The sequence below is a fragment of the Psychrobium sp. MM17-31 genome (assembly GCF_022347785.1).
Classification (GTDB): domain Bacteria; phylum Pseudomonadota; class Gammaproteobacteria; order Enterobacterales; family Psychrobiaceae; genus Psychrobium.
Genome location: NZ_JAKRGA010000002.1, coordinates 922,132 through 942,755 on the forward strand (window position 1 = coordinate 922,132; position 20,624 = coordinate 942,755).

A 20,624-nucleotide genomic window follows, 5' to 3' on the forward strand; every position below is an offset into this window, starting at 1 on the left:
AAAATGCGCTTAATCACTTTATTATTATTTTCATCTTTTGCAGCGACATCATGGGCGGACTCATCTAATTTAACCAAGCAATGTCGTATTAATACCCCTTACATTGCTGCAAAAGATCTTCCGAAACTGGAACTTGGCCCCGACCAAATCTCCGTTAGTGCCGATAAAAGTAACATTCAGTATCCAGATATTCTCGACTATATCGGCAATGTCACCTTCACTCAAAATAAGAAGTTTATCCGCGCCGACCAAGCTCGCTATGACGAAGGTACCAATATTTTCGCTGCCACTGGCAACCTTCATTTTCAAGATGACCAATTAACCTTAAACAGTGAATCACTCACCACTACTCTCGATGGTGAATCAACAGAATTACTCAATACCAAATACTGGTTTAACAATTCGATGATTCACGGTAAATCGAGTAGTTTTCGCGTTGAAGATGGTCGTTTTCTGATTTTAGACGACGCGCTATTTACTACCTGCCCCGACGAAACACCTGACTGGGCGCTGCGAGCTAAAGAAATAAAAATCGACTCTTCTGAAGCTTGGGCAACGATAAAACGCGCCACTTTAGAAGTTTTCGAAGTACCTGTATTCTACTTTCCTTACCTAACGTTACCGATTTCAGATAAGCGTAGCTCAGGCTTTTTATACCCATCTATTGGCAGTAATTCTCGCAATGGCATTGAGATTAGTACGCCATATTATTGGAACATTGCACCTAATTACGATATGACAATAACACCACGCATCATGACAGATCGCGGTGTGCAGCTAAATACCGAATTCCGTTACCTCAACGCAGGGCAATCGGGCTTATTTAATATCGAATATCTACATCACGATCGTTCAACCGATGACAAACGCTATTTAGCTCATTGGCAACACGGCGGTGCTATTGGTGAAAACTGGCGTATTGCCAGTACCTTCACTCATGTTAGCGACGATAACTACCTTAGCGATATTGGCAGTGATTATGGCAATAAGACTGACAGCCAGTTATTAAAAAACATTGAGTTAGCCTACTTTACTGATACGTGGTGGCTGGATATGCGAGTACAGGATATTCAAGTTTTAGGACAGCAAACTAAGCCTTATCAACTAGTGCCTCAACTGTCTTTTAACAGCTACAACAATCCGTTTGGCAATAAATTCGAATACGATATGTATTCTGAATTTAGTCACTTTAGAAAGCGCGGCGACGATAGCAACAACGCTTCGCGCCTGCACGTTGAACCGACACTGCGCTTACCAATTAATCTATCGGCAATTAATTTCATCACCGAAGCAAAATTAATGCAGACGTGGTATCACCAAGATAATGGCGTTACTTCTGAATCCATTAGTCGATCTTTGCCGCAGTTTAGATTCTACGGCGATGTTAATTTCGAGCGTCAGTTAAAACTGCAACCTAACCACACGCAAACACTTACACCGAAAATTCAATATTTGTTTGTTCCTTATGAAGAACAGCAAGACATTGGCCTGTACGACACCGCATTATTGCGCGATGACTACTTAGGTCTATTTAGAACACGACGTTTTAGTGGTCTCGATCGCATTATCGATACCGAACAATTAACCCTTGGTATGACGACAGAGTTGCGCGATGAAAACCACAATCCTTATTTTGTCGGTAGCATTGGGCAAACCTTCTATTTAAGAAAATCAGAAATGGCGACGCTGGAAGGCAATGTCAATGATTTTCCAGACCGCTCGGCGCTAGCTGGCGAGTTTAGCTACTCACTTAACAAGCAATGGCAATTTGATGTGGCATTGCAGCTCAATGAACAGCAAAGCTCAGTTACTCAAAGTAAATCGAGCGTTAACTACCACTTTAGTGACTCTAAATTACTGCAACTAAGTCACAGATACGTTAAGCAAATTAACGATACCAAAATCAATCAACTCGGATTACAAACGGTTTGGCCAATTAACAGTGAATGGACCTTTGTGGGAAATTATCACCGCGATATCAACCTCAATCGAACTATTGAGGCATTCGCAGGTCTGCAATATGAATCTTGTTGTTGGGCAATCCGTGTTCAAGCGTATCGCCAGCTACAAGCGCAATACGAAGACAACGTAAACACACTAAACGTCGCGACAGAAGAATTTGACAACGGCATCTCATTTAACTTTGAGATTAAAGGCTTAGGTTCAAACAGCTCTTCCAATGCTTATGACATGCTTAGCGACGGTTTATTTACTTATCGCAAACCCTATTACTTAAAGCAATAAACACGGGGTTGCGAATATTAACCAGTTCTTATGCGAACTATGATAGATTAGCGACAGTTGTCGCCAAGATAGGAAAAAGATGAAGTTATTAAAGATTGTATTGGCTATTTCTTTACTGGGTAGCACTCAAGTTAGCCAAGCTGAAGTCAAAGCGTTAGACCGCGTTTCTATTGTGGTTAACGATGGTGTAATTTTAAAAAGCGAAATCGATGCACTAGTTAATCGCGTTAAACAACGCTCTATCGCGAGTAATCAAGAATTACCTAATGATCGCGTGTTAAAAACTCAAGCTACCGAGCGTCTTATCGACAATTTGCTTAAAAAACAAATGGCAGAGCGAATGAGTATGCGTATTGGCGACACGCAACTTGATCAAACTATTAGCAATATCGCTGCCGAGCAAAAACTATCACTCGACGAATTTAAAGCGCAACTGGCCAAAGAAGGCCTAGACTTTGCTACTTACCGCGAATCAGTGCGTGATGATATTTTACTGGGTCAAGTAGAGCGTATTGCCGTTCGTCGTCGCATTAACATTTCAGAGCAGGAAGTGGTTAATCTGGCAGAGCAAATCAAGCACCACGGTCAATCAAATACTAAATATCGCCTCGGTCATATCTTAATTTCTCACAATGGTGATGAATCAACTGATGGCTTAAAAGCAGCCCGTGAAAGAGCAGACCGTGTTATTGAATTGCTCAATGATAACGGTGACTTTAAACGCATTGCTATCACTTCATCTTCAGGCCCTAAAGCGCTTGAAGGCGGTGATTGGGGCTTTATGAATATCAATGAAATGCCAACGCTATTTACCGATGCCGTAAAAGGTAAAGGCAAAGGCGATGTAATAGGCCCATTCAAGAGTGGCAACGGTTACCACATCCTGAAAATTTTAGACCTTCAAGGTCAACAGCAAATGGATGTCAATGAAGTCAACGCCAAGCATATCCTGATCAAACCTTCGATTATTCTTAGCGATCAACGCGCTAAAGAAATGCTGGAAGGCTTTATTGAAGATATTAAAGCGGGGAAAGCAACGATTGAAGAACTCGCCAAGGAGCACTCAGATGATCCTGGTTCTGCAATTAAAGGTGGCGAACTTGGTTGGGCAGACCCAAGTGTTTACGTACCAGCATTTAAAAATACACTAGCCCAGTTAGAACAAGATGAAATCAGCGCACCATTTAAATCATCACACGGCTGGCATATTGTTAAATTACTCGGCAAGCGCAAGGTAGACGCCACAGAACAATTTATTAAGAACCGCGCACACCAATTGCTATTCAACCGTAAGTTCTCGGAAGAAAGTGATGCTTGGGCACGCGAAATGCGCTCATCTGCATATATTGAAATTCTAGATTAGGAAAACAGAGTGACTTTACGTATCGCTTTAACCCCGGGCGAACCAGCTGGGATAGGACCAGACTTAGCGGTTAGCATTGCCCAGCGCGATTGGCCAGTTGAAATTGTCGTTATTGGCGACCAAGAACTGTTGCTAGAGCGTGCCAAAATGTTAGACCTACCGCTGACACTGCGTCCATACGACGCGGCATCGCCAGCACAGCCACAGCAAGCCGGTACCCTTACCATCAAGCATATCGCACTGCCGGAAAAAGCAGAGTGTGGTGTGCTCAATGAGAAAAACGGCGGATACGTATTAGACACTTTGCAATTTGCTTGCGATCACAATATCGATAGCGAATTCTCAGCTGTGGTTACAGGGCCGGTCCACAAAGGTATCATTAACAAATCTGGCATCGCATTTAGTGGTCATACTGAGTTTTTTGCGCAGCAATCCAACACAGCTGATGTTGTTATGTTATTGGCCACAGAAGGTTTACGCGTTGCCCTAGTAACAACGCATATTCCGCTAGCTTATGTGGCTAAAGCTATAACTTATGAGCGCATTATTAATATCAGCCGCATTCTTCATACTGATTTGGTGAAAAAATTTGGCATTAAGTCGCCGCGAATTTATATGTGTGGACTCAACCCTCACGCTGGTGAAGGTGGCCATTTAGGCCGTGAAGAAATAGAAATCATTGAACCAGCCATCGAAGCGCTGCGTGAAGAAGGAATGGATATTGTTGGCCCCTTAGCCGCCGATACCTTATTCCAAGAAAAATATTTAGACAATGCCGATGCGGTATTAGCCATGTATCACGATCAAGGCTTACCAGTATTAAAATACAAGGGCTTTGGTAACTCGGTAAATATTACCTTAGGTCTGCCATTTATCCGCACATCGGTAGATCACGGCACGGCGCTAGATTTAGCAGGAACCGGTAATGCAGACTCAGGCAGCATGATTGTCGCAATTAATGAAGCCATTACCATGGCACAAAAGAGTAATAATGAGCAATAAAGTACATTTAGGCCACACGGCTAGAAAACGATTCGGACAAAACTTTTTAAACGATCAGCGTGTTATCGACGCTATCGTTGCTGCGATCAATCCAAGAAATGAAGACCACCTCGTTGAGATTGGTCCGGGTCTTGGTGCTCTAACTGAGCCTGTTGCAGCAAAAATCGATGCGATGTCTGTAGTAGAGTTAGATCGCGATCTCGTAGAGCGCCTTGAATCGCACCCGACATTAAAAGACAAATTAACCATTCATCAAGGCGATGCACTGCAATTTGATTTCTCCGCATTAGCCAAAGAAGGCGAACGCCTAAAAGTATTTGGTAATCTGCCTTATAACATTTCAACACCGCTGATGTTCCACTTGTTTGAGCAAGCAGATATCATCGAAAATATGCACTTTATGCTGCAGAAAGAAGTAGTTTTACGCCTTTGTGCTAGCCCGAACACTAAAGCCTATGGTCGCTTAAGTGTAATGGCGCAGTACTACTGTAAAATGATTCCAGTTATTGAAGTAGGTCCACAGTGTTTTGTGCCGCCACCAAAGGTAGATTCGGCAGTAATCCGCCTTGAGCCGTACCGTGAATTACCGCATCCAGCGCTAGATATTAAACAGCTACAACACGTGGTAACTCAAGCCTTTAGTATGCGCCGTAAAACTGTTCGCAATAGTTTAAAGGGCATTTTGACCGCAGAAGAGATGGAGCAAATTGGCGTTGATGTTACCTACCGCGCTGAACAAGTATCGTTGAAGCAATTTGTAGACATTGCTAACTACATTACAAAACGCTCGCAAAAATAATCAAGGAATAGAGAATGAGTCAAATCGACGCTATCAGTGAATTAATTACCGTTGATGTAAAACCTTATTACATCGAAGAGCGAGAAGTTGATGATGCGCCACTTTTTGTCTTTGGCTATGAGGTAACGATCCGCAACAATTCTGATATGCCGGTGAAATTACTCAACCGCCATTGGTACATTACCGATGGCGATGGCAAACAGAGTGAAGTTAAGGGCGAAGGCGTTATTGGATTGCAACCTGTTATTGAGCCAATGAGTGAATTTCAATACTCGAGCGGTTCAAACTTCAGAACACCTGTTGGCACTATGCACGGTCAATACGAAATGCAATGTCAGCAATTGGGCAATCAATTATTTCACGTCGATATTTCGCCTTTCTTGTTAGCTAACGACACAGTTATTCACTAGATATGGCAACCTATTTTGTTGGTGATCTTCAAGCCTGTTTTGACGAGTTTGAACTGCTATTAGCTCAAGTAAATTTTGATCACCAACAAGATAAACTCTACTTGGTGGGCGATCTTATTGGTCGTGGTCCAAAGCCCAAACAAACCCTCGACTTTCTGATTGCCCATCCTGAATCTATGTTGCCTGTTTTAGGTAATCACGATTTACATTTCCTTAGTGTTGCTAATGGCATTAAAGCAAACAAAACCAATGATAACTTCACACCTCTGTTGGCGAGCCCTAATCTAGCATCCTATGTTGATTACTTGCGACAACTGCCGCTACTTCGCTACCTTGAGCCACAAAAAATTCTAGTTAGCCACGCTGGCTTAACGCCACAATGGGAGCTAGCGACGGCTATTGAACAAGCAGCTCTAGTGAATCAGCAACTTACGGCAGAGTCTTATACTGATTTACTCAGTACTATGTATCGCAACATTAACGATTGGCACCAGTGCGAAAACAATCATGAACGATTAATATTCACGATTAACGCACTTACACGTATGCGCTTTTGCAATACTCAAGGCCACCTCGAATTTGCGACTAAAAACTCTCCTGCCAAAAATACAAACAGCGCTCTATTTCCATGGTTTAAGCTAGCACCAAGTACTCCGCAATATCGCAGTGTGTTCGGCCACTGGGCTGCTCTAATGGGTGAGACAAACAATCCAAATTACTTAGCATTAGATACAGGCTGTTTATGGGGCAACTGGTTAACGTGCTGGCACCTCGAAGATAATCAATTTTTCACACAAAATTCGTTACAGATTTGTTAATAGGCGCCGATAAGCTATTAACAACAAAATGTATAGCTGATATGATTAAATTAGACTAACGGCCTAATAAACGTGTGTTTTTTAATCAAAATTTAGTTTATTAGCAAAACTCCGCTTACTCTGATAGGGAAATTGAAGTAGCCCGCTTTTCGCGACAAATTTTACTGGAGAACAATTAATGACTCTTACCGTAGCTAATCGAATTAGATTAGGCTTTGGCAGCATTCTCTTAATGCTTTTTATTATCGCAGCCAATTCCTATTACAACTTCTCCAATGTCGAAAAAGAAACACTTCACTCTAAAAACGTTTCTTTGCCAGCACTTGAAATAAGTACAACCCTTGAAGCGCAATTAATGAAAATGCAGCGCCTCGCTTTGCAGGAATACTACGCTACAGAAATTGCTCAGTTAGACGGCTATCGCAATGCTATTTCAACTGCGCATAAAAAAGTTAGCTCATTATTGGTTAAATTACAGGAGCTGGCGGCTGGCGATGACAATTTATCAAGCAAATTACCAGGGTTGATTGCAACAGTAGACAAAATCGAAGAAACAACGTCGTCTTTATATAGCAGTAAACAATCTGTGCTCGCCAATAAAGCAAAACTTGCAAGTACACTAGAACAACTTAGCGAAATTGGCGACAACTTATCCAGTACACTGCTTGATATTAGTGATACTGAAAGTGAATCAGACCAACTCGATAGCATCGTCGGTTTAGCCAACGACTTAGACAACTTAATATTAACCTTACTTAAAACCAGTGAAGATTTATCGAAACAAGCAGATGTAGCGAAAACTCAAGCAATTGCTAAAGAGGTTTCTTTCATTAGCGCTGATATCGATTCAAAACTAAAATTCTTAGTTTCTCGCTCTCAAGGTATTGTCGATACCGAATATCTAGATGCATTAAATAGCGACTATCAGTCGCTCACGCCGTTAGTTTCCGGTTCGCAATCTATAGAAGCGATTCGCATCAATCTACTTCAAAATATCGAACAAACGTCGTTGTTAAGTCAAGGTACCGATAAACAAACGGATAAAGGTGTAGAGCAGGTTGAACGTCTACTACAAGCAGCCTCACACAGTGCCGAAAAGTCAGAAGAACTAATTCTAAAAAGTGTTAATTCCGGTATTACTCAAGTTGTCATTGTATTGCTTGTTGCTGTAGTGATTTCAATTTTTGTTTCACTACGTACGTTAAATAGTATTTCACAACCACTCAACAAGATTAATAAGGCGTTAAAGGCCTTAGCAGCAGGTGACCTAACTCAAACCGTCAATCACTCCGCAAATGACGAATTTGGTGCATTAACTAGTAATATTAATCACCTGTCAGTGTCATTGAAAGAGATCATTACCAGCATTGCTTTGGGCTCTCGTCAACTCGCTACAGCGTCAGAACAAACATCATCGATAACTCAAGAGACAACGCAAGCTATTGGTGAACAGCAAATTCAAGTTGATCAAGCTGCTGCTGCAATCAACGAGATGAGCTTAAGTGCAGGTCAAGTTGCCGATCACGCTGATTCGACATTAAGCGAAGTAAAACAGACCAACGAACAAGCCATCGAAATTGCCAAAATCTCTGAGAACAATAAAACAACGATTACCTCACTATCATCAGACATTAGTAATGCGGCAGGTGTTATCAACAAGCTGCACGACGATAGCTCGAACATCGGTTCTATTATCGACGTAATTCGTGGTATTGCTGAACAAACCAACTTGTTAGCTCTTAATGCAGCAATTGAAGCGGCTCGTGCAGGAGAACAAGGACGCGGCTTCGCTGTAGTAGCCGATGAAGTACGTAATCTAGCTAATAGAACCCAGCAATCAACCACGGAAATCAACGATATGGTTGAACTGATTCAGACCGGTGCTCAAGACGCAGTTAAAGTTATGGAAGTTAGCCAAGAGCACGCACTAGCTTGTGTGTCTGACTCAGAAAAGACATCACATGCACTGCATGAAATGAGTGATGCGCTAGTCCGTGTCGAAGAAAAGAGTGGACAAATATCTCAAGCAGCACAAGAGCAAAATGTTGTTTCAAACGAAATCTCACAACTATTAGAGAGCATTGTTGAAATTGCCAATAACACCTCAAGTGGCGCCGCTCAAACTGAGCAAGCGACTGCAGAAGTGGCAAACCTTGCTGTTGAATTGCAAACAGCGGCGGGTAATTTCAAAGTGTAGAGCTTAGATTACTCCAACAAAAAAAGGTCGATGAATTCATCGACCTTTTTTGTTTTTTGCTCGTGATTACAGCTTAGCGCGTGCTTTTACCGCTTGAGCAATTGACGATGCTTCTTTACCGTTAGCTTTTGCCCAATCATAGACAGTAACACCGTCCGCCTCTGGCTTTTGCAATAATGACGCTGGTAAGCGTTTAACGATAAACTTACCGACATTTTCCGCATCCTTAGTCATTGCAAAACGTAATAGGCTGTGTCCGTTACATGTGATTTGCTTGTAGACTTTCTTAAGTTTGATCTTATTTGATCGCAATTGATCACGAAAACGCGATTTATGATCGGCAACCACGTAGTTACACATTGCCGCAGCAACATTATCGTAGGCTTTAACTGGTGTACTAAACAAACCAGCTGATAGGATAGTGGCAGAGACTGCCATAGCGATTTTTTTCATAACAATTTCCTGACATTTACCACGCAAATCAGCGAGTTATTTTCTCAGCTAATCGCTTTGTCATTTTTGAACCGGGGACAACCAAGAACACTCCCTGCTCTTTGGACTAAAGTCGAATAGTTATCATTTGTTTACTTTGATAACAACTCATCAACATTGGCTATTATGATGCAAAATTGCTAGCCGTTAAGTCAACCTTTTTATGACTTTTAGTATCTAACTAATGAAAAAGTACTAAACTTTAATCCTGATTTACTGTCATGCTGTAAGACTTCACTTTTTTCCCAATCGTATTGCGTGTAATCGGGAAAATAAGCATCGCCTTCAGCCTGCAAATCTATCTGGGTTAAATACAAGATATCCGCTTTAGGTAGCATGTGTTCATACAGCATTGCACCACCGATGATCATCAACTCATCACACTGCTGAGCCGCCTCAATCGCCTGCTCGACGCTATTAACAACATCTACACCATCGATAACTAAATCAGGATTACGACTCACTACTATATTCTGACGCCCAGGTAATGGACGACCAATCGATTCAAAAGTATTGCGGCCCATTACAATAGGTTTGCCCATTGTTACCTTTTTAAAGTACGCCAATTCCTCAGGCAGGTGCCAAGGCATTTTATTATCCTTACCGATTACTCTGTCTTGTGCCATGGCGGCAATCATTGCTATTTTCACATCAATTTCCTAATTCTTTCAGTTATAAAAACGGCCGCTAATAGCGGCCGTTATATACGGTTATGGTCGATATTCTACTTCAACATCGTAATCATCTTCATCCCAGTCGTCCCAATCATCATCGTCTTCAGTGATAACAGCGGCACCATTAATCTGCTCAGAATGATAATCATCCCATTTAAAGTCAACTTCTTCATCGGCATCAAACTCAACTTCTTCAATTGGATTTTGCTCGATGTAATCCATTAACTTATATGAAAGCTCTTTAGTGCCTTCTTTATTAATGGCTTCAATTGTGAAATATTCGTCATCCCAAGCTAATGCATCCAATACATCATCGATACGCTCTTGACGCTCTTCTTCTGGCACGAGATCTAGCTTGTTGAACACTAACCAGCGTGGCTTGTCTGCCAATTCTGGTTTGTGTTGTTCTAACTCAGCAACGATTTGCGCAGCACCTGAGGCCACATCTGAGCCGTCAATCGGCATTAAATCAACTAAATGAATCAACACACGACAACGCTCTAAATGCTTAAGGAAACGCGTTCCAAGGCCTGCACCATCTGCAGCGCCTTCGATAATTCCCGGAATATCAGCAACTACAAAACTGCGGTCTGCACCAAGGCTTACTACACCCAAGTTAGGTACTAAGGTCGTAAATGGGTAATCAGCAACCTTTGGCTTGGCAGCTGACACACTGCGAATAAAAGTAGATTTACCGGCATTCGGGAAACCTAATAAGCCAACATCAGCTAACAATAGGAGTTCGAGTTTCAATTCACGAACTTCACCTGGCGTTCCTAGGGTCTTTTGACGTGGCGCGCGATTGGTACTGGTTTTAAAACGCGTGTTACCTAAGCCGTGGTAGCCACCTTTAGCAACCATGATTTTCTGACCCGCTTTAGTCAAATCACCAACTAGCTCACCAGTTTCTTTGTCAGTAACTCGAGTACCAACAGGCACACGGATCGTTAGATCCTCGCCACGCTTACCAGTACAGTTGCGCCCTTGACCATTAGTGCCGCGCTCAGCCGCATAGAAACGCTGATATCTAAAATCGATCAATGTATTGAGACTCTCGTCTGCCAACATATAAATATCGCCGCCATCTCCGCCGTCGCCACCATCTGGGCCACCGTCAGGGACAAACTTTTCACGTCTGAAACTTACAACACCTGAACCGCCGTCACCAGCGTCAACTTTGATGTTTGCTTCATCAACAAATTTCATTATTTTGCTCCACCATCTCGCAATTGATGACATTATACGCGCTATTAGCAGCGGATTATATGCTAGCTATCGCAATTGCTGAGATCGATATAGATTTCGGTAAAATTTACCAAAAAAAAACCCCGCATTAAGCGGGGTTTTCGAATACGTTTTAAACCTATTACTCAGCGATGATGCTGATGTATTTACGGTTTAAAGAACCTTTTTGCTCGAATTGAACTTTACCTTCAACTTTTGCAAATAAAGTGTGGTCTTTACCCATGCCTACGTTAGTACCAGCGTGGAATTTAGTACCACGTTGACGAACTAGGATGTTACCAGCAAGAACTGACTCGCCACCAAAACGTTTAACGCCAAGACGTTTACTTTCTGAATCGCGACCGTTACGGGTACTACCAGCAGCTTTCTTATGTGCCATTTCAGTCTACCTCTATTAAGCGTTAATTGCAGTGATCTTCACTTCAGTGAACCACTGACGATGACCTTGTGATTTACGAGAGTGCTTACGACGACGGAACTTAACGATTTTTACTTTATCGCCACGACCGTGAGTAATTACTTCTGCAGTTACTTTGCCGCCTGCAACATAAGGTGCACCGACATTAATATTTTCGCCATCGGCGATCATTAGAACTTTGTCGAAATCTGTGCTTGCGCCAGCTTCAACGTCTAATTTTTCCAGGCGCAACGTTTGGCCTACAGCCACACGGTGTTGTTTACCGCCACTTTGGAAAACAGCGTACATGTTTATCTCCGCTATGACATAACGTGCGTAATTTGGGTTGCAGGTTATGCCTCAATCTAGTTTCTCAATAGGGCGCAGATTCTACGCAACTGACAGTTTTTAAGCAAGCCTTAATTGAAAAAAATTATAAAAAAATCACAATTAATGTGAAGTGGTTAAATTCAGGGCTGGTAAGGCCAAAACAACGACGCAATATAATGTTAATGCGCAATTTTTATTGTACAATCCGTGCCATTAAAAATGACCCTAATACCAAGCTTTCAATACAAAGTGGTATTAAATAGCCAAGTTATAGAGAGAACTATGGATTTTAAAGCAATTAGCCAGTTGTCACACACCGACATGGATGCGGTAAATTCGCTAATTACTGAGCAGTTGAGCTCTGACGTAGCCCTAATTAATCAACTTGGTTTTTATATTATCAATAGTGGCGGCAAACGCATGCGTCCATTATTAACGGTATTAGCAGCTCGCGCTTTAGGCTATCAAGGCAAGGATCATATCTCGATCGCCGCGATCATCGAATTTATCCATACTTCTACATTACTCCACGACGATGTTGTTGATGAGTCGACAATGCGCCGCGGTAAAGAAACTGCTAACGCCCTATTTGGCAATCAGGCTAGTGTCTTAGTGGGTGACTTTCTTTACTCGCGTTCATTCCAAATGATGACAGAGCTTAAAAGCCTAACAGTAATGGAAGTACTGGCAGATGCCACCAACATTATTGCCGAAGGTGAAGTATTACAACTTATTAATGTAAACGACCCTGATACGACCGAAGAAAGCTACCTACGAGTTATCTACTGTAAAACAGCCAAGCTGTTTGAAGCTGCAACCCATTTAGCGGCAGTGATCAATGGTGATGATCAAGCAACGATCGATGCCATGAAAGCCTATGGTACTCATCTAGGCACAGCATTCCAATTAGTAGATGATCACCTCGATTACACGGCAGATAGTGAAAAGCTTGGTAAAAACATCGGCGATGATTTAGCGGAAGGTAAACCTACGCTACCTCTTATTCATGCAATGGCTAAAGGCACTGAAAAACAAGCTGCTTTAATTCGCGAAGCCATTGTCGAAGGTAATGGCATGGATAATCTCGAAGAGATTTTGGCTATTTTAGATGAAACTGGTGCGTTGGATTACACCTTAAGACAAGCACAGTTAGAATCAGAAAAAGCTATTGCAGCCTTAAACCTCTTGCCTCAGTCTGATTATAAGGATGCATTAATTAGCCTAGCACGAATAGCTGCTAATCGTTCAACCTAACTAACAACCGTCTGTTATTATAGTGATGTCTGGCTCATTAGTTGGTGAAACGTTTGCGGTGTCATAATTAACACTGCAGTTTAATTGAAACTCGCGCCTTGGCCTCTCAATCCCATACCAAAATCTATAGGCACTAAAGGTACTAGTACTAATAAAGGCATTACTCAAGCCACCCTCGACTCTATTTGTGCCAAATAAACCATACATGGTCCCCTCTGAAACCCAACCATACTGCACTCTAAGAAGTTCACCATTGACACTGATATTTTCCAGCGACTTTAACTTATTTTGGACGATCGCTTTGTATCGTACTTGCTGAACAGTTGCCCTCACTTTAGCTGCTGTATCATTGAGGGCTGCAATACGTGCATCTCGTTGCAAATTAATTAGTTTCGGAGCAGCTACAATTGCCAACACGCCAAGAATAATAATCACCAAGATTAATTCTATTAGCGTAAATCCATTTTGTTTTTTAGCTATTTGCAAATAGTTACATCTCATCAGAACAATGACAATTTATAGCATAGACAAAGATGTTCACTTTCACCGTTCAGGCATAAAAAAAGCACCCGAAGGTGCTTTTTTCGCGAAACATAGATTTACGCACAAGTATCAACACCACCAATAACAGGTGCTTGTCCTGCACCAGTAGAGGCAGTAATAGTTACCGTACAATCCGATGCCAAAGTAATAGTTATTGGGCTTGTTTTTGTTGTATTTGCTGGCGCATTTGCGATACCACTTAAGTCAATAAGCTCCAGTAAATTATAACCATTTCCAGTCGTGCCATCTGGAGTTCCCGCTGCAGCAACAGCAGGATAGCCGTTATCAATGGCTACGTAAACACCGCCAATTTGAACTTCGCCATCTCCTGTTACGCCGCCAATCGCTGCTTTGGCATTGCCAATAGTCAAAGCACTCTTTATCGATCCTACTAGTGCAGTGCGTACTGATTTACGCGCATCACCTTGAATGTCAATAAACTTAGGAGCCGCAGTTACCGCTAAAATACCTAGGATGATGATTACAATAATCAATTCAATTAAGGTAAAACCTTTAGCCTTCTTAAAATTACTGCTTAGTTGTTGTTTCATATTTCAAATCGCCTTATGTTGATGATTATTGGTCATAGTCAATTTTATGACTAATTAGTAGTAGTTTATTCGAATCAATAGTGCTTTATCAAGCCTAATCTGATGATTTATTAGCACATTTTATCTTGTATTTTACTTAGAAATTATTACTGTAAACCTGTACTTGGCCAGTCGCTGGATTATACGTAAAACTATTACCCGTACTTAAGTCCACAGAGCCTTGCGGTATGCCAGTATTTGAGTCGAGCTTTAACGTCGCTACAAGGTGATAAACACATAAGTCATAGGCAACATTATTATCAGTTTGGCCCGCACCGCTGCGTACGCTGATATAGTAGCGAACGTTGTTTGCACTATTACCCGAAGTCACACTGCGGACAGGACTTTGCATAATGCCATCAAATACTGATTTACAGGCATTTGCTGTCATCTGTGAAGGTGTTAAGTTAGTCCCGGCATTGGCACCACCAGTACCGGCCGTTGGAAAACCGAATTCATTGACGCGAATTTGTGTTAAATCCATTGTTATTAATGCCTGATTTCCCGTAGGGCGCCCTTCAATTTCCCACTGTGCACGAACCAAACCAACAGCAGCGGCGAAACCACCAGCAACACCTTCCACAGAGGCATCTTCTGCCTGTTCACTAATGTTGACAAATCTAGGCAGTGCGGTAACGGCTAATAGACTTAGAATGACTACTACAATAATCAATTCTATTAATGAAAATCCACGTTGCTTATTCATTTCTACCTCAAATTAAAATCAATGCGTTGCAGTCTGAGCAACGCTGTTAACACCGCTAAGACCGGAATATTCAATGCAGGTGTTATTGTCACCAGCATCACAAAATTGACAGCTAATGTCATTACTTTTTTCGATTTTTTTCACCGATAAATAATGACTTATATTTTCACTTGCTTCTACATTATTTATATCGAACCACAGGTTGTAACAAGCGCTGTCATCTTGTTTATCAACTAACGGCCACCCTCTGCGCGTCAAGTGAAACAATCTAGTGTTTTTCACCGTATTGCGATCGATATAAAACTTAAAGTCCATCGACGAGGGGCGCCCTTCTAACAACCACTGCGCATGAATCAATGACGCATTATGATCAAAGTTTTGCTTAGCCATCTCAAAGTTAACTTCATCAATCACGCCTTTCTGAGACAAGTTCATACGTGTAATAAAAAATATCAACAACAACACCACGACTATCGCAATTAAAAACTCGAACAGTCGAATGTCTTGAACCTTAACCGATTTCATCCGTTTACTTCTTCATCGCCGACATCATGTCCCACATAGGCGTAAAGATACCCAACGCAAGGATCAATACCATGCCAGCAACGATGGATATCAAAATAGGCTCAATTTTAGCGGTCAAACTCTTTAAATCAAAGTCGACTTCTCGCTCATAGTATTCCGCCATACTCGTCAGTAGCTGCTCTAAGCGCCCCGTTTCTTCACCAACGGCAATCATCTGCAATACCAAGGGGTTAAACAGGCCTGAATGCGTTGAAACGCGCAGCAGACTCTCGCCGCTACGGATACCGACACTCATCATAATCACTTTACTGCCCATGTAGGCATTATCGACGGCATCTGATACTAGTTTCAAACCTTGTAACAAAGGAACCCCTGCCGCGATCATCATCGAAAAGCTGCGACCAAAGCGCGCCAACAAAGCGCGTTCTATGACACTGCCAACGACTGGCATTCGCAGCTTTTTCTCATCCCATATTAAGCGCCCTTTCTCGCTGGCCATCCAATGCTTAATCCAAAAAAATCCACCGATACTGGCCACTAGCATGATTGGCCAGTAATTTACAAAGAAGGAAGACGTAGCCAATAGCGCACGCGTGGTCCAAGGCAACTCAACACCAAATTTAGTAAACATATCGGCGAAGACTGGGATAACCCAGATATTTAAAATAACCATTGCCGCAATCAACGCCATGATAACGAATGTTGGATAGCGCATCGCCGCTTTAATTTGCTTACGCGTTTCTTGCTCTTTTTCTAAATAAGTCGCCAACTGTAAAAATGCCTCATCAAGTTGACCGGTATTCTCACCAACATGCACCAAACTAATTACAATTTGAGAAAACACTTTCGGTTGTTTGGCGAGTGCAGTTGATAAGGTACGACCCGATTCCAAATCACTGAGTACCTTACTCAATGCATTTTTCATTACAGGATTGTTAGCGCTATCACGCAAGCCAGCTATCGCTCGCATAACGGGTATTCCCGCCTGCATCAAACTAAACATTTGGCGAGAGAAAATAACCAGTTCATCAAGCGTAATCGGCTTTTCAAGCAACTTAGCAAATGAAAAGCCTTCGCCATCATCTTTTATTTCGCTAATATCCACAGGGATCAAGCCACGGCTCATTAGAATGTCGGCGACATGGTTAGACTGATTGCCTTCCATTTTACCTTCAACCAACTTACCTTGGTGATCACGTGATTTATAACGAAACATTGGCATAAATTAGGCTCCTACAATCGTCGACTGCTGCTGATACTGCTGATTCGATTGTTCAGCTAAGCGCAATACTTCACTCACCGGAATAGTGCCATCAAGAGCAAACTGCAATGCAGCTTGTGCTAAAGGCTGAAAACCTTCACTGGTTTTTGCAGCTTTTATAAAATCATCAGGCTGATCTTTACGCATCGCCTGCGCCATTTCTTCGTTGATTTCTAATAACTCAAATACACCGACACGTCCCGTCATTCCCGTCTGCTGACAACGTTGACAACCGATGCCTTTATAAAAGGTGTGATGGCTAATATCTTTGCCAGCAATGTGGGCAAGCCAGCTTTGTTCACTCTGATCGAGAATATGCTCTGATTTACAGTGCTGACAATTTTTACGTACCAGTCGCTGTGCAATCACCGCGCGCAATGAACTTGCCACTAAATAACCGGGCGCTCCCATATCTGTTAAACGCAACGCACTAGAAATCGCATCATTGGTGTGGAGTGTAGATAACACCAAGTGACCAGTTAATGCGCCTCGCAAGCCGATTTCTACAGTTTCATGATCACGCATCTCACCAATCATCAAGATATCGGGATCCTGACGCAAAGTGGTACGCAATACATTAGAGAAATCTAAACCGATTTTTGAGCTAACCTGTACCTGATTGATACGAGGCAGGCGATACTCCACCGGATCTTCTACCGTAATAATCTTCTTGCCCGGTTCATTGAGCTCATTGAGCACACCGTAAAGGGTAGTTGTTTTACCACTACCTGTCGGACCGGTAACCAAAATCATGCCATGAGGGCGACTAATTTGATAACGCAATCGAGTTTGAATGTCGGCGGGCATCCCCGTTTGCGCCATGGTTAACACGCCAGATGATTGGTCCAGAAGACGCATAACCACCGACTCACCATATTGCACAGGCATTGTCGATAAACGCACATCAATACTATGGCCTTTGATCTTGATATTAAAACGGCCATCTTGTGGTAAACGTTTCTCTGAAATATCTAAGCTCGCCATTAGTTTCAAACGCAATACTAGCGCCGAGGCAATATTGGCCTCATTGATCACGTTTTCTTGCAGTACGCCATCGACACGCTGACGAATACGTACAAGGCGCTCTTCTGGTTCGATGTGAATATCCGACGCTTTGATCTGGACCGCATCTTCGAAAATCGACTGCAATAACTTAACAACGGTGGCGTCTTCATCGGTTTCAGCCAGACCGACCAACTCGAACTCTTGCTCGTCACCGTGCTCCTCACTTAACTGCTCGGCAAATGCGGCAATATCTTGAGTACGACGGTAGAGCTGATCGAAGGCTTCAATTAGTTGCGTTTCCGTAATCGCCGCTAAACGAATTTGCTTAGGCGATAATAGTAATTCAATGGCGTCAACGGCACGCAGATCGGCAGGATCATTCATTGCCAGAGTCACCACCATACCGTCATCATCAATAACTAAGGCGCGATGACGACGAGCATGTGCTTCTGGTAATTGCTGAGCAACTTGAGGATCTAACTTGCGCTGTGTTGTATCGACAAACTCAACATTTAACTGCTGCGCCAAGAAGGTCAGCAGTTGAACCTCTGTTAAATAGCCAAGATCAATTAACGCCGCCCCGAGTTTCTTACCCGTGGTTTTCTGTGACTTAAGCGCATCCATTAATTGATCTTCGGCAATGATATTCTCATGTACCAAAAGATCGCCTAATCGCATGCGTAATTTTGCTTTAGCCATTTTGTCCTCGTTCTGCTAATTCTTGTTGTAACACAGCAATGCGCCCAGCAGCGTAATCATATACGCCCAGATCACCAGTTAAGGTCAATAAGTGTTGATATTGCTTCAGTGCTTGTTGCGACAATTGTTGTGCATCTTGCGAGATTGCTAGCCCCAATACCCACTGCGGATTATTACCCTGCCTGTTCACTAATTGCTGATAGTTATTCATAGCCACAGGCCAGCGTTTTAACTGCTGCGCAATTGATGCTGCAAGCGTGAGATTTTCTTCGCTAGCCGAGCTATCTAAATACGGATTGTCTAATACAGCTAACGCCCGACTAAACTCGTTTTCTTGATAATAAATCTGTGCCGCCAACAATCGATAACCGTCAAAATTAGGGTACTTCGAGTTACCTTCATCAAGTATTTTCAGCGCATCAGGACTATTATTCTCGCCGTAATAGCTCGCTGCCAATTGAATGCGAGCATCGTGAAGTATTGGCTCAAGTTTTAACGCTTCAAGCCAGCGCTTTTGTGCCAGTTCGATTTTACCGACCTTCTGCGCTTTTAGGCCTTGCTGAAACTTTAAATTTGCCACTTCTTGTGGCGAAACCTCTACCGGAGTAATGCTGAGCTTTTTCTTAGGTGCTTTGTTCGTTGCTAAAGGGGTCTTTTGCTCAACAAGACTCTTAGTTGGCTTAACGATTTTCGTTTCAACAACGGCATTGGTTGGTGTTACCTGCTGTTGTTGAACAATATCTACAACCTGTGTCGGCTCTTCAATCGTGTTTTCTGTAATGACATTTTGATTTACAGTTTTTTTGGCTGCAGCCATCTCAACATTTTGTTGAGTAACCTGCTCCTGCGCCAATTCTTGTGAACTAACAGTAGGCTCTGCATTCACAACAATATTAGTCTGCTCTACTTTGGCAGCTACAGGAGGCTCAACGACACCAGCTTCTTGGGAAGTAGGAGCTTGCTGCTTAACATTACTTTTTGGATCTAAGGTTAGCGCATAACCTAAACCAGCTAACACCACACAACAAAGAACTAAAGCCACAATCCATTTAGTATTACTAGGCGGCTCTTTAATATTCACCGCCTCATAGCCTTGCGCCGCCTCTTCTTGTTGCTTGCGCTGCTCGATATCATTAAGAACGCGATTAATCACACTCATTAGCGTCCTCCCATTGCAAAAAACACTGCCGAGGTAACTAACGCACCAAGTACAGCAGCAACGCTGCCAATCACTAATGGATTAAAGCTCGTTGACGCATCAACGGTATCTTTAATGGCTAAGTTAACATGTTGGCGGGTTACCGCCTTTTCCTTGTTACCGAAACACAGCAACAATGACTTGTGACACAAAATATTGACTAACCTTGGAATGCCGCGACTGGCCTTGGCTATTTTTTTCGCGCAATTAAAGCTAAATAAGTCGTCACCCTGATAGCCAGCAACCTGCGTGCGATGAGTGATGTAATGCGCGACTTCTGCCACTGTCATACTGCGCAACTGATAAGAAAACGAAATACGCTGTCTTAATTGTCGAAATTGCTTGGTCGCTAAGCGCTCATCTAATTCAGGCTGCGCAAACAAAATAACCTGTAATAGCTTACGGCGTTCAGTTTCTAGATTGGTGAATAAACGCAATGCCTCAAGACTCTCATCAGGAAGTGCTTGCGCCTCATCGAGAATAACCACAACACCTTTTCCTTGCTTGGAGAGATCGAGTAAATGTTGCTGCAAGCGCTGAGTAAGTGTTTGCTGATCGATATTACTGTCGAGATTTAGCCCCAGCTCGGTTGCTACCGCCCAACGTAACTCACTTGGTGTGAGATACGGATTGGGAATATAAGCAATGGCGAACCCCTTAGGAATTTCATTGAGCAACTTACGACAGATAAGTGTTTTGCCTGTACCAACTTCGCCGGTAACTTTTATAAAACCTTCGCCTTGCTTCAAAGCGTTAAGCAATACCTGCATCGCCTCAATGTGCGGCTTGAGGTTTAAGAAAAAGTCCGTATTTGGCGTTAGCGTAAAAGGCAGCTCGCGCATTCCAAAGTGATACAAGTACATAGTGACAAT

21 protein-coding genes are annotated in these 20,624 nt (G+C 42.6%); 8 read left to right on the plus strand and 13 right to left on the minus strand.

The genetic code is table 11. From position 1 onward, the window contains the following. Positions 1 to 3 precede the first annotated feature (3 nt). The 7 genes from lptD (at position 4) to MHM98_RS08740 (ending at position 8,833) form a co-directional block, all read left to right on the plus strand. Positions 4 to 2,244, plus strand: coding sequence for an LPS assembly protein LptD (gene lptD / locus MHM98_RS08710; protein WP_239438865.1), 2,241 nt, complete (start codon positions 4 to 6; stop codon positions 2,242 to 2,244). 79 nt (positions 2,245 to 2,323) lie between these two features. Beyond that, positions 2,324 to 3,607: a peptidylprolyl isomerase SurA gene (surA, locus tag MHM98_RS08715; RefSeq protein ID WP_239438866.1), complete on the plus strand. Its 1,284-nt coding sequence runs from the start codon at positions 2,324 to 2,326 to the stop codon at positions 3,605 to 3,607. Positions 3,608 to 3,616: 9 nt separating this feature from the next. Further along, on the plus strand, positions 3,617 to 4,609 hold the full coding sequence (gene pdxA / locus MHM98_RS08720) for a 4-hydroxythreonine-4-phosphate dehydrogenase PdxA (RefSeq protein WP_239438867.1): 993 nt from the start codon (positions 3,617 to 3,619) through the stop codon (positions 4,607 to 4,609). Beyond that, positions 4,599 to 5,408, plus strand: coding sequence for a 16S rRNA (adenine(1518)-N(6)/adenine(1519)-N(6))-dimethyltransferase RsmA (gene rsmA / locus MHM98_RS08725; RefSeq protein WP_239438868.1), 810 nt, complete (start codon positions 4,599 to 4,601; stop codon positions 5,406 to 5,408). The genes pdxA and rsmA overlap by 11 nt, the downstream gene beginning before the upstream one ends. Positions 5,409 to 5,422: 14 nt before the next feature. Beyond that, positions 5,423 to 5,818, plus strand: a complete 396-nt coding sequence (gene apaG / locus MHM98_RS08730) for a Co2+/Mg2+ efflux protein ApaG (RefSeq protein WP_239438869.1) — start codon at positions 5,423 to 5,425, stop codon at positions 5,816 to 5,818. A gap of 2 nt (positions 5,819 to 5,820) precedes the next feature. Continuing rightward, positions 5,821 to 6,636 (plus strand): symmetrical bis(5'-nucleosyl)-tetraphosphatase, encoded by an 816-nt coding sequence (locus MHM98_RS08735; protein WP_239438870.1) that lies wholly within the window; start codon positions 5,821 to 5,823, stop codon positions 6,634 to 6,636. A gap of 178 nt (positions 6,637 to 6,814) precedes the next feature. Continuing rightward, positions 6,815 to 8,833, plus strand: coding sequence for a methyl-accepting chemotaxis protein (locus MHM98_RS08740; RefSeq protein WP_239438871.1), 2,019 nt, complete (start codon positions 6,815 to 6,817; stop codon positions 8,831 to 8,833). Positions 8,834 to 8,899: 66 nt separating this feature from the next. Here MHM98_RS08740 and MHM98_RS08745 read toward each other — a convergent pair whose 3' ends face one another. The 5 genes from MHM98_RS08745 to rplU form a co-directional block, all read right to left on the minus strand. Further along, the gene (locus MHM98_RS08745; RefSeq protein WP_239438872.1) at positions 8,900 to 9,286 is read right to left on the minus strand and encodes a DUF3718 domain-containing protein; all 387 of its coding nucleotides are present in this window, start codon (positions 9,284 to 9,286) and stop codon (positions 8,900 to 8,902) included. A gap of 209 nt (positions 9,287 to 9,495) precedes the next feature. Further along, positions 9,496 to 9,975 carry a type 3 dihydrofolate reductase gene (gene folA / locus MHM98_RS08750; RefSeq protein WP_239438873.1) on the minus strand — a complete coding sequence of 160 codons (480 nt, stop codon included), beginning with the start codon at positions 9,973 to 9,975 and terminating at the stop codon, positions 9,496 to 9,498. Between the two features lie 60 nt (positions 9,976 to 10,035). Beyond that, a complete protein-coding gene (gene cgtA / locus MHM98_RS08755; protein WP_239438874.1) occupies positions 10,036 to 11,205 on the minus strand; it encodes an Obg family GTPase CgtA in 1,170 nt (389 codons plus the stop codon). A 160-nt stretch (positions 11,206 to 11,365) separates the two neighbouring features. Next, on the minus strand, positions 11,366 to 11,623 hold the full coding sequence (rpmA, locus tag MHM98_RS08760; RefSeq protein ID WP_239438875.1) for a 50S ribosomal protein L27: 258 nt from the start codon (positions 11,621 to 11,623) through the stop codon (positions 11,366 to 11,368). A gap of 15 nt (positions 11,624 to 11,638) precedes the next feature. Continuing rightward, positions 11,639 to 11,950: a 50S ribosomal protein L21 gene (gene rplU, locus MHM98_RS08765; protein WP_239438876.1), complete on the minus strand. Its 312-nt coding sequence runs from the start codon at positions 11,948 to 11,950 to the stop codon at positions 11,639 to 11,641. A gap of 303 nt (positions 11,951 to 12,253) precedes the next feature. On the opposite strand from rplU, the gene ispB reads away from it, so the two are divergent. Then, a complete protein-coding gene (ispB, locus tag MHM98_RS08770) occupies positions 12,254 to 13,225 on the plus strand; it encodes an octaprenyl diphosphate synthase (protein WP_239438877.1) in 972 nt (323 codons plus the stop codon). Here ispB and MHM98_RS18785 read toward each other — a convergent pair whose 3' ends face one another. The 8 genes from MHM98_RS18785 to MHM98_RS08810 all read right to left on the minus strand — a co-directional run bounded on the left by MHM98_RS18785 (position 13,226) and on the right by MHM98_RS08810 (position 20,615). Next, entirely contained in the window at positions 13,226 to 13,711 is a 486-nt protein-coding gene (locus MHM98_RS18785) for a prepilin-type N-terminal cleavage/methylation domain-containing protein (protein ID WP_275441455.1), read from the minus strand. A 113-nt stretch (positions 13,712 to 13,824) separates the two neighbouring features. Continuing rightward, entirely contained in the window at positions 13,825 to 14,319 is a 495-nt protein-coding gene (locus MHM98_RS18790; protein WP_275441456.1) for a prepilin-type N-terminal cleavage/methylation domain-containing protein, read from the minus strand. 136 nt (positions 14,320 to 14,455) lie between these two features. Beyond that, positions 14,456 to 15,064 carry a type II secretion system protein gene (locus MHM98_RS08785; RefSeq protein WP_239438878.1) on the minus strand — a complete coding sequence of 203 codons (609 nt, stop codon included), beginning with the start codon at positions 15,062 to 15,064 and terminating at the stop codon, positions 14,456 to 14,458. A gap of 18 nt (positions 15,065 to 15,082) precedes the next feature. After that, positions 15,083 to 15,589 (minus strand): hypothetical protein, encoded by a 507-nt coding sequence (locus MHM98_RS08790; protein WP_239438879.1) that lies wholly within the window; start codon positions 15,587 to 15,589, stop codon positions 15,083 to 15,085. Between the two features lie 4 nt (positions 15,590 to 15,593). Continuing rightward, positions 15,594 to 16,811: a type II secretion system F family protein gene (locus tag MHM98_RS08795; protein ID WP_239438880.1), complete on the minus strand. Its 1,218-nt coding sequence runs from the start codon at positions 16,809 to 16,811 to the stop codon at positions 15,594 to 15,596. Between the two features lie 3 nt (positions 16,812 to 16,814). After that, the gene (locus tag MHM98_RS08800) at positions 16,815 to 18,554 is read right to left on the minus strand and encodes a type II/IV secretion system protein (RefSeq protein WP_239438881.1); all 1,740 of its coding nucleotides are present in this window, start codon (positions 18,552 to 18,554) and stop codon (positions 16,815 to 16,817) included. Then, entirely contained in the window at positions 18,547 to 19,713 is a 1,167-nt protein-coding gene (locus tag MHM98_RS08805; protein ID WP_239438882.1) for a hypothetical protein, read from the minus strand. The genes MHM98_RS08800 and MHM98_RS08805 overlap by 8 nt, the downstream gene beginning before the upstream one ends. Further along, positions 19,713 to 20,615, minus strand: coding sequence for an AAA family ATPase (locus MHM98_RS08810; protein WP_239438883.1), 903 nt, complete (start codon positions 20,613 to 20,615; stop codon positions 19,713 to 19,715). The genes MHM98_RS08805 and MHM98_RS08810 overlap by 1 nt, the downstream gene beginning before the upstream one ends. Between the last annotated feature and the right edge of the window lie 9 nt (positions 20,616 to 20,624).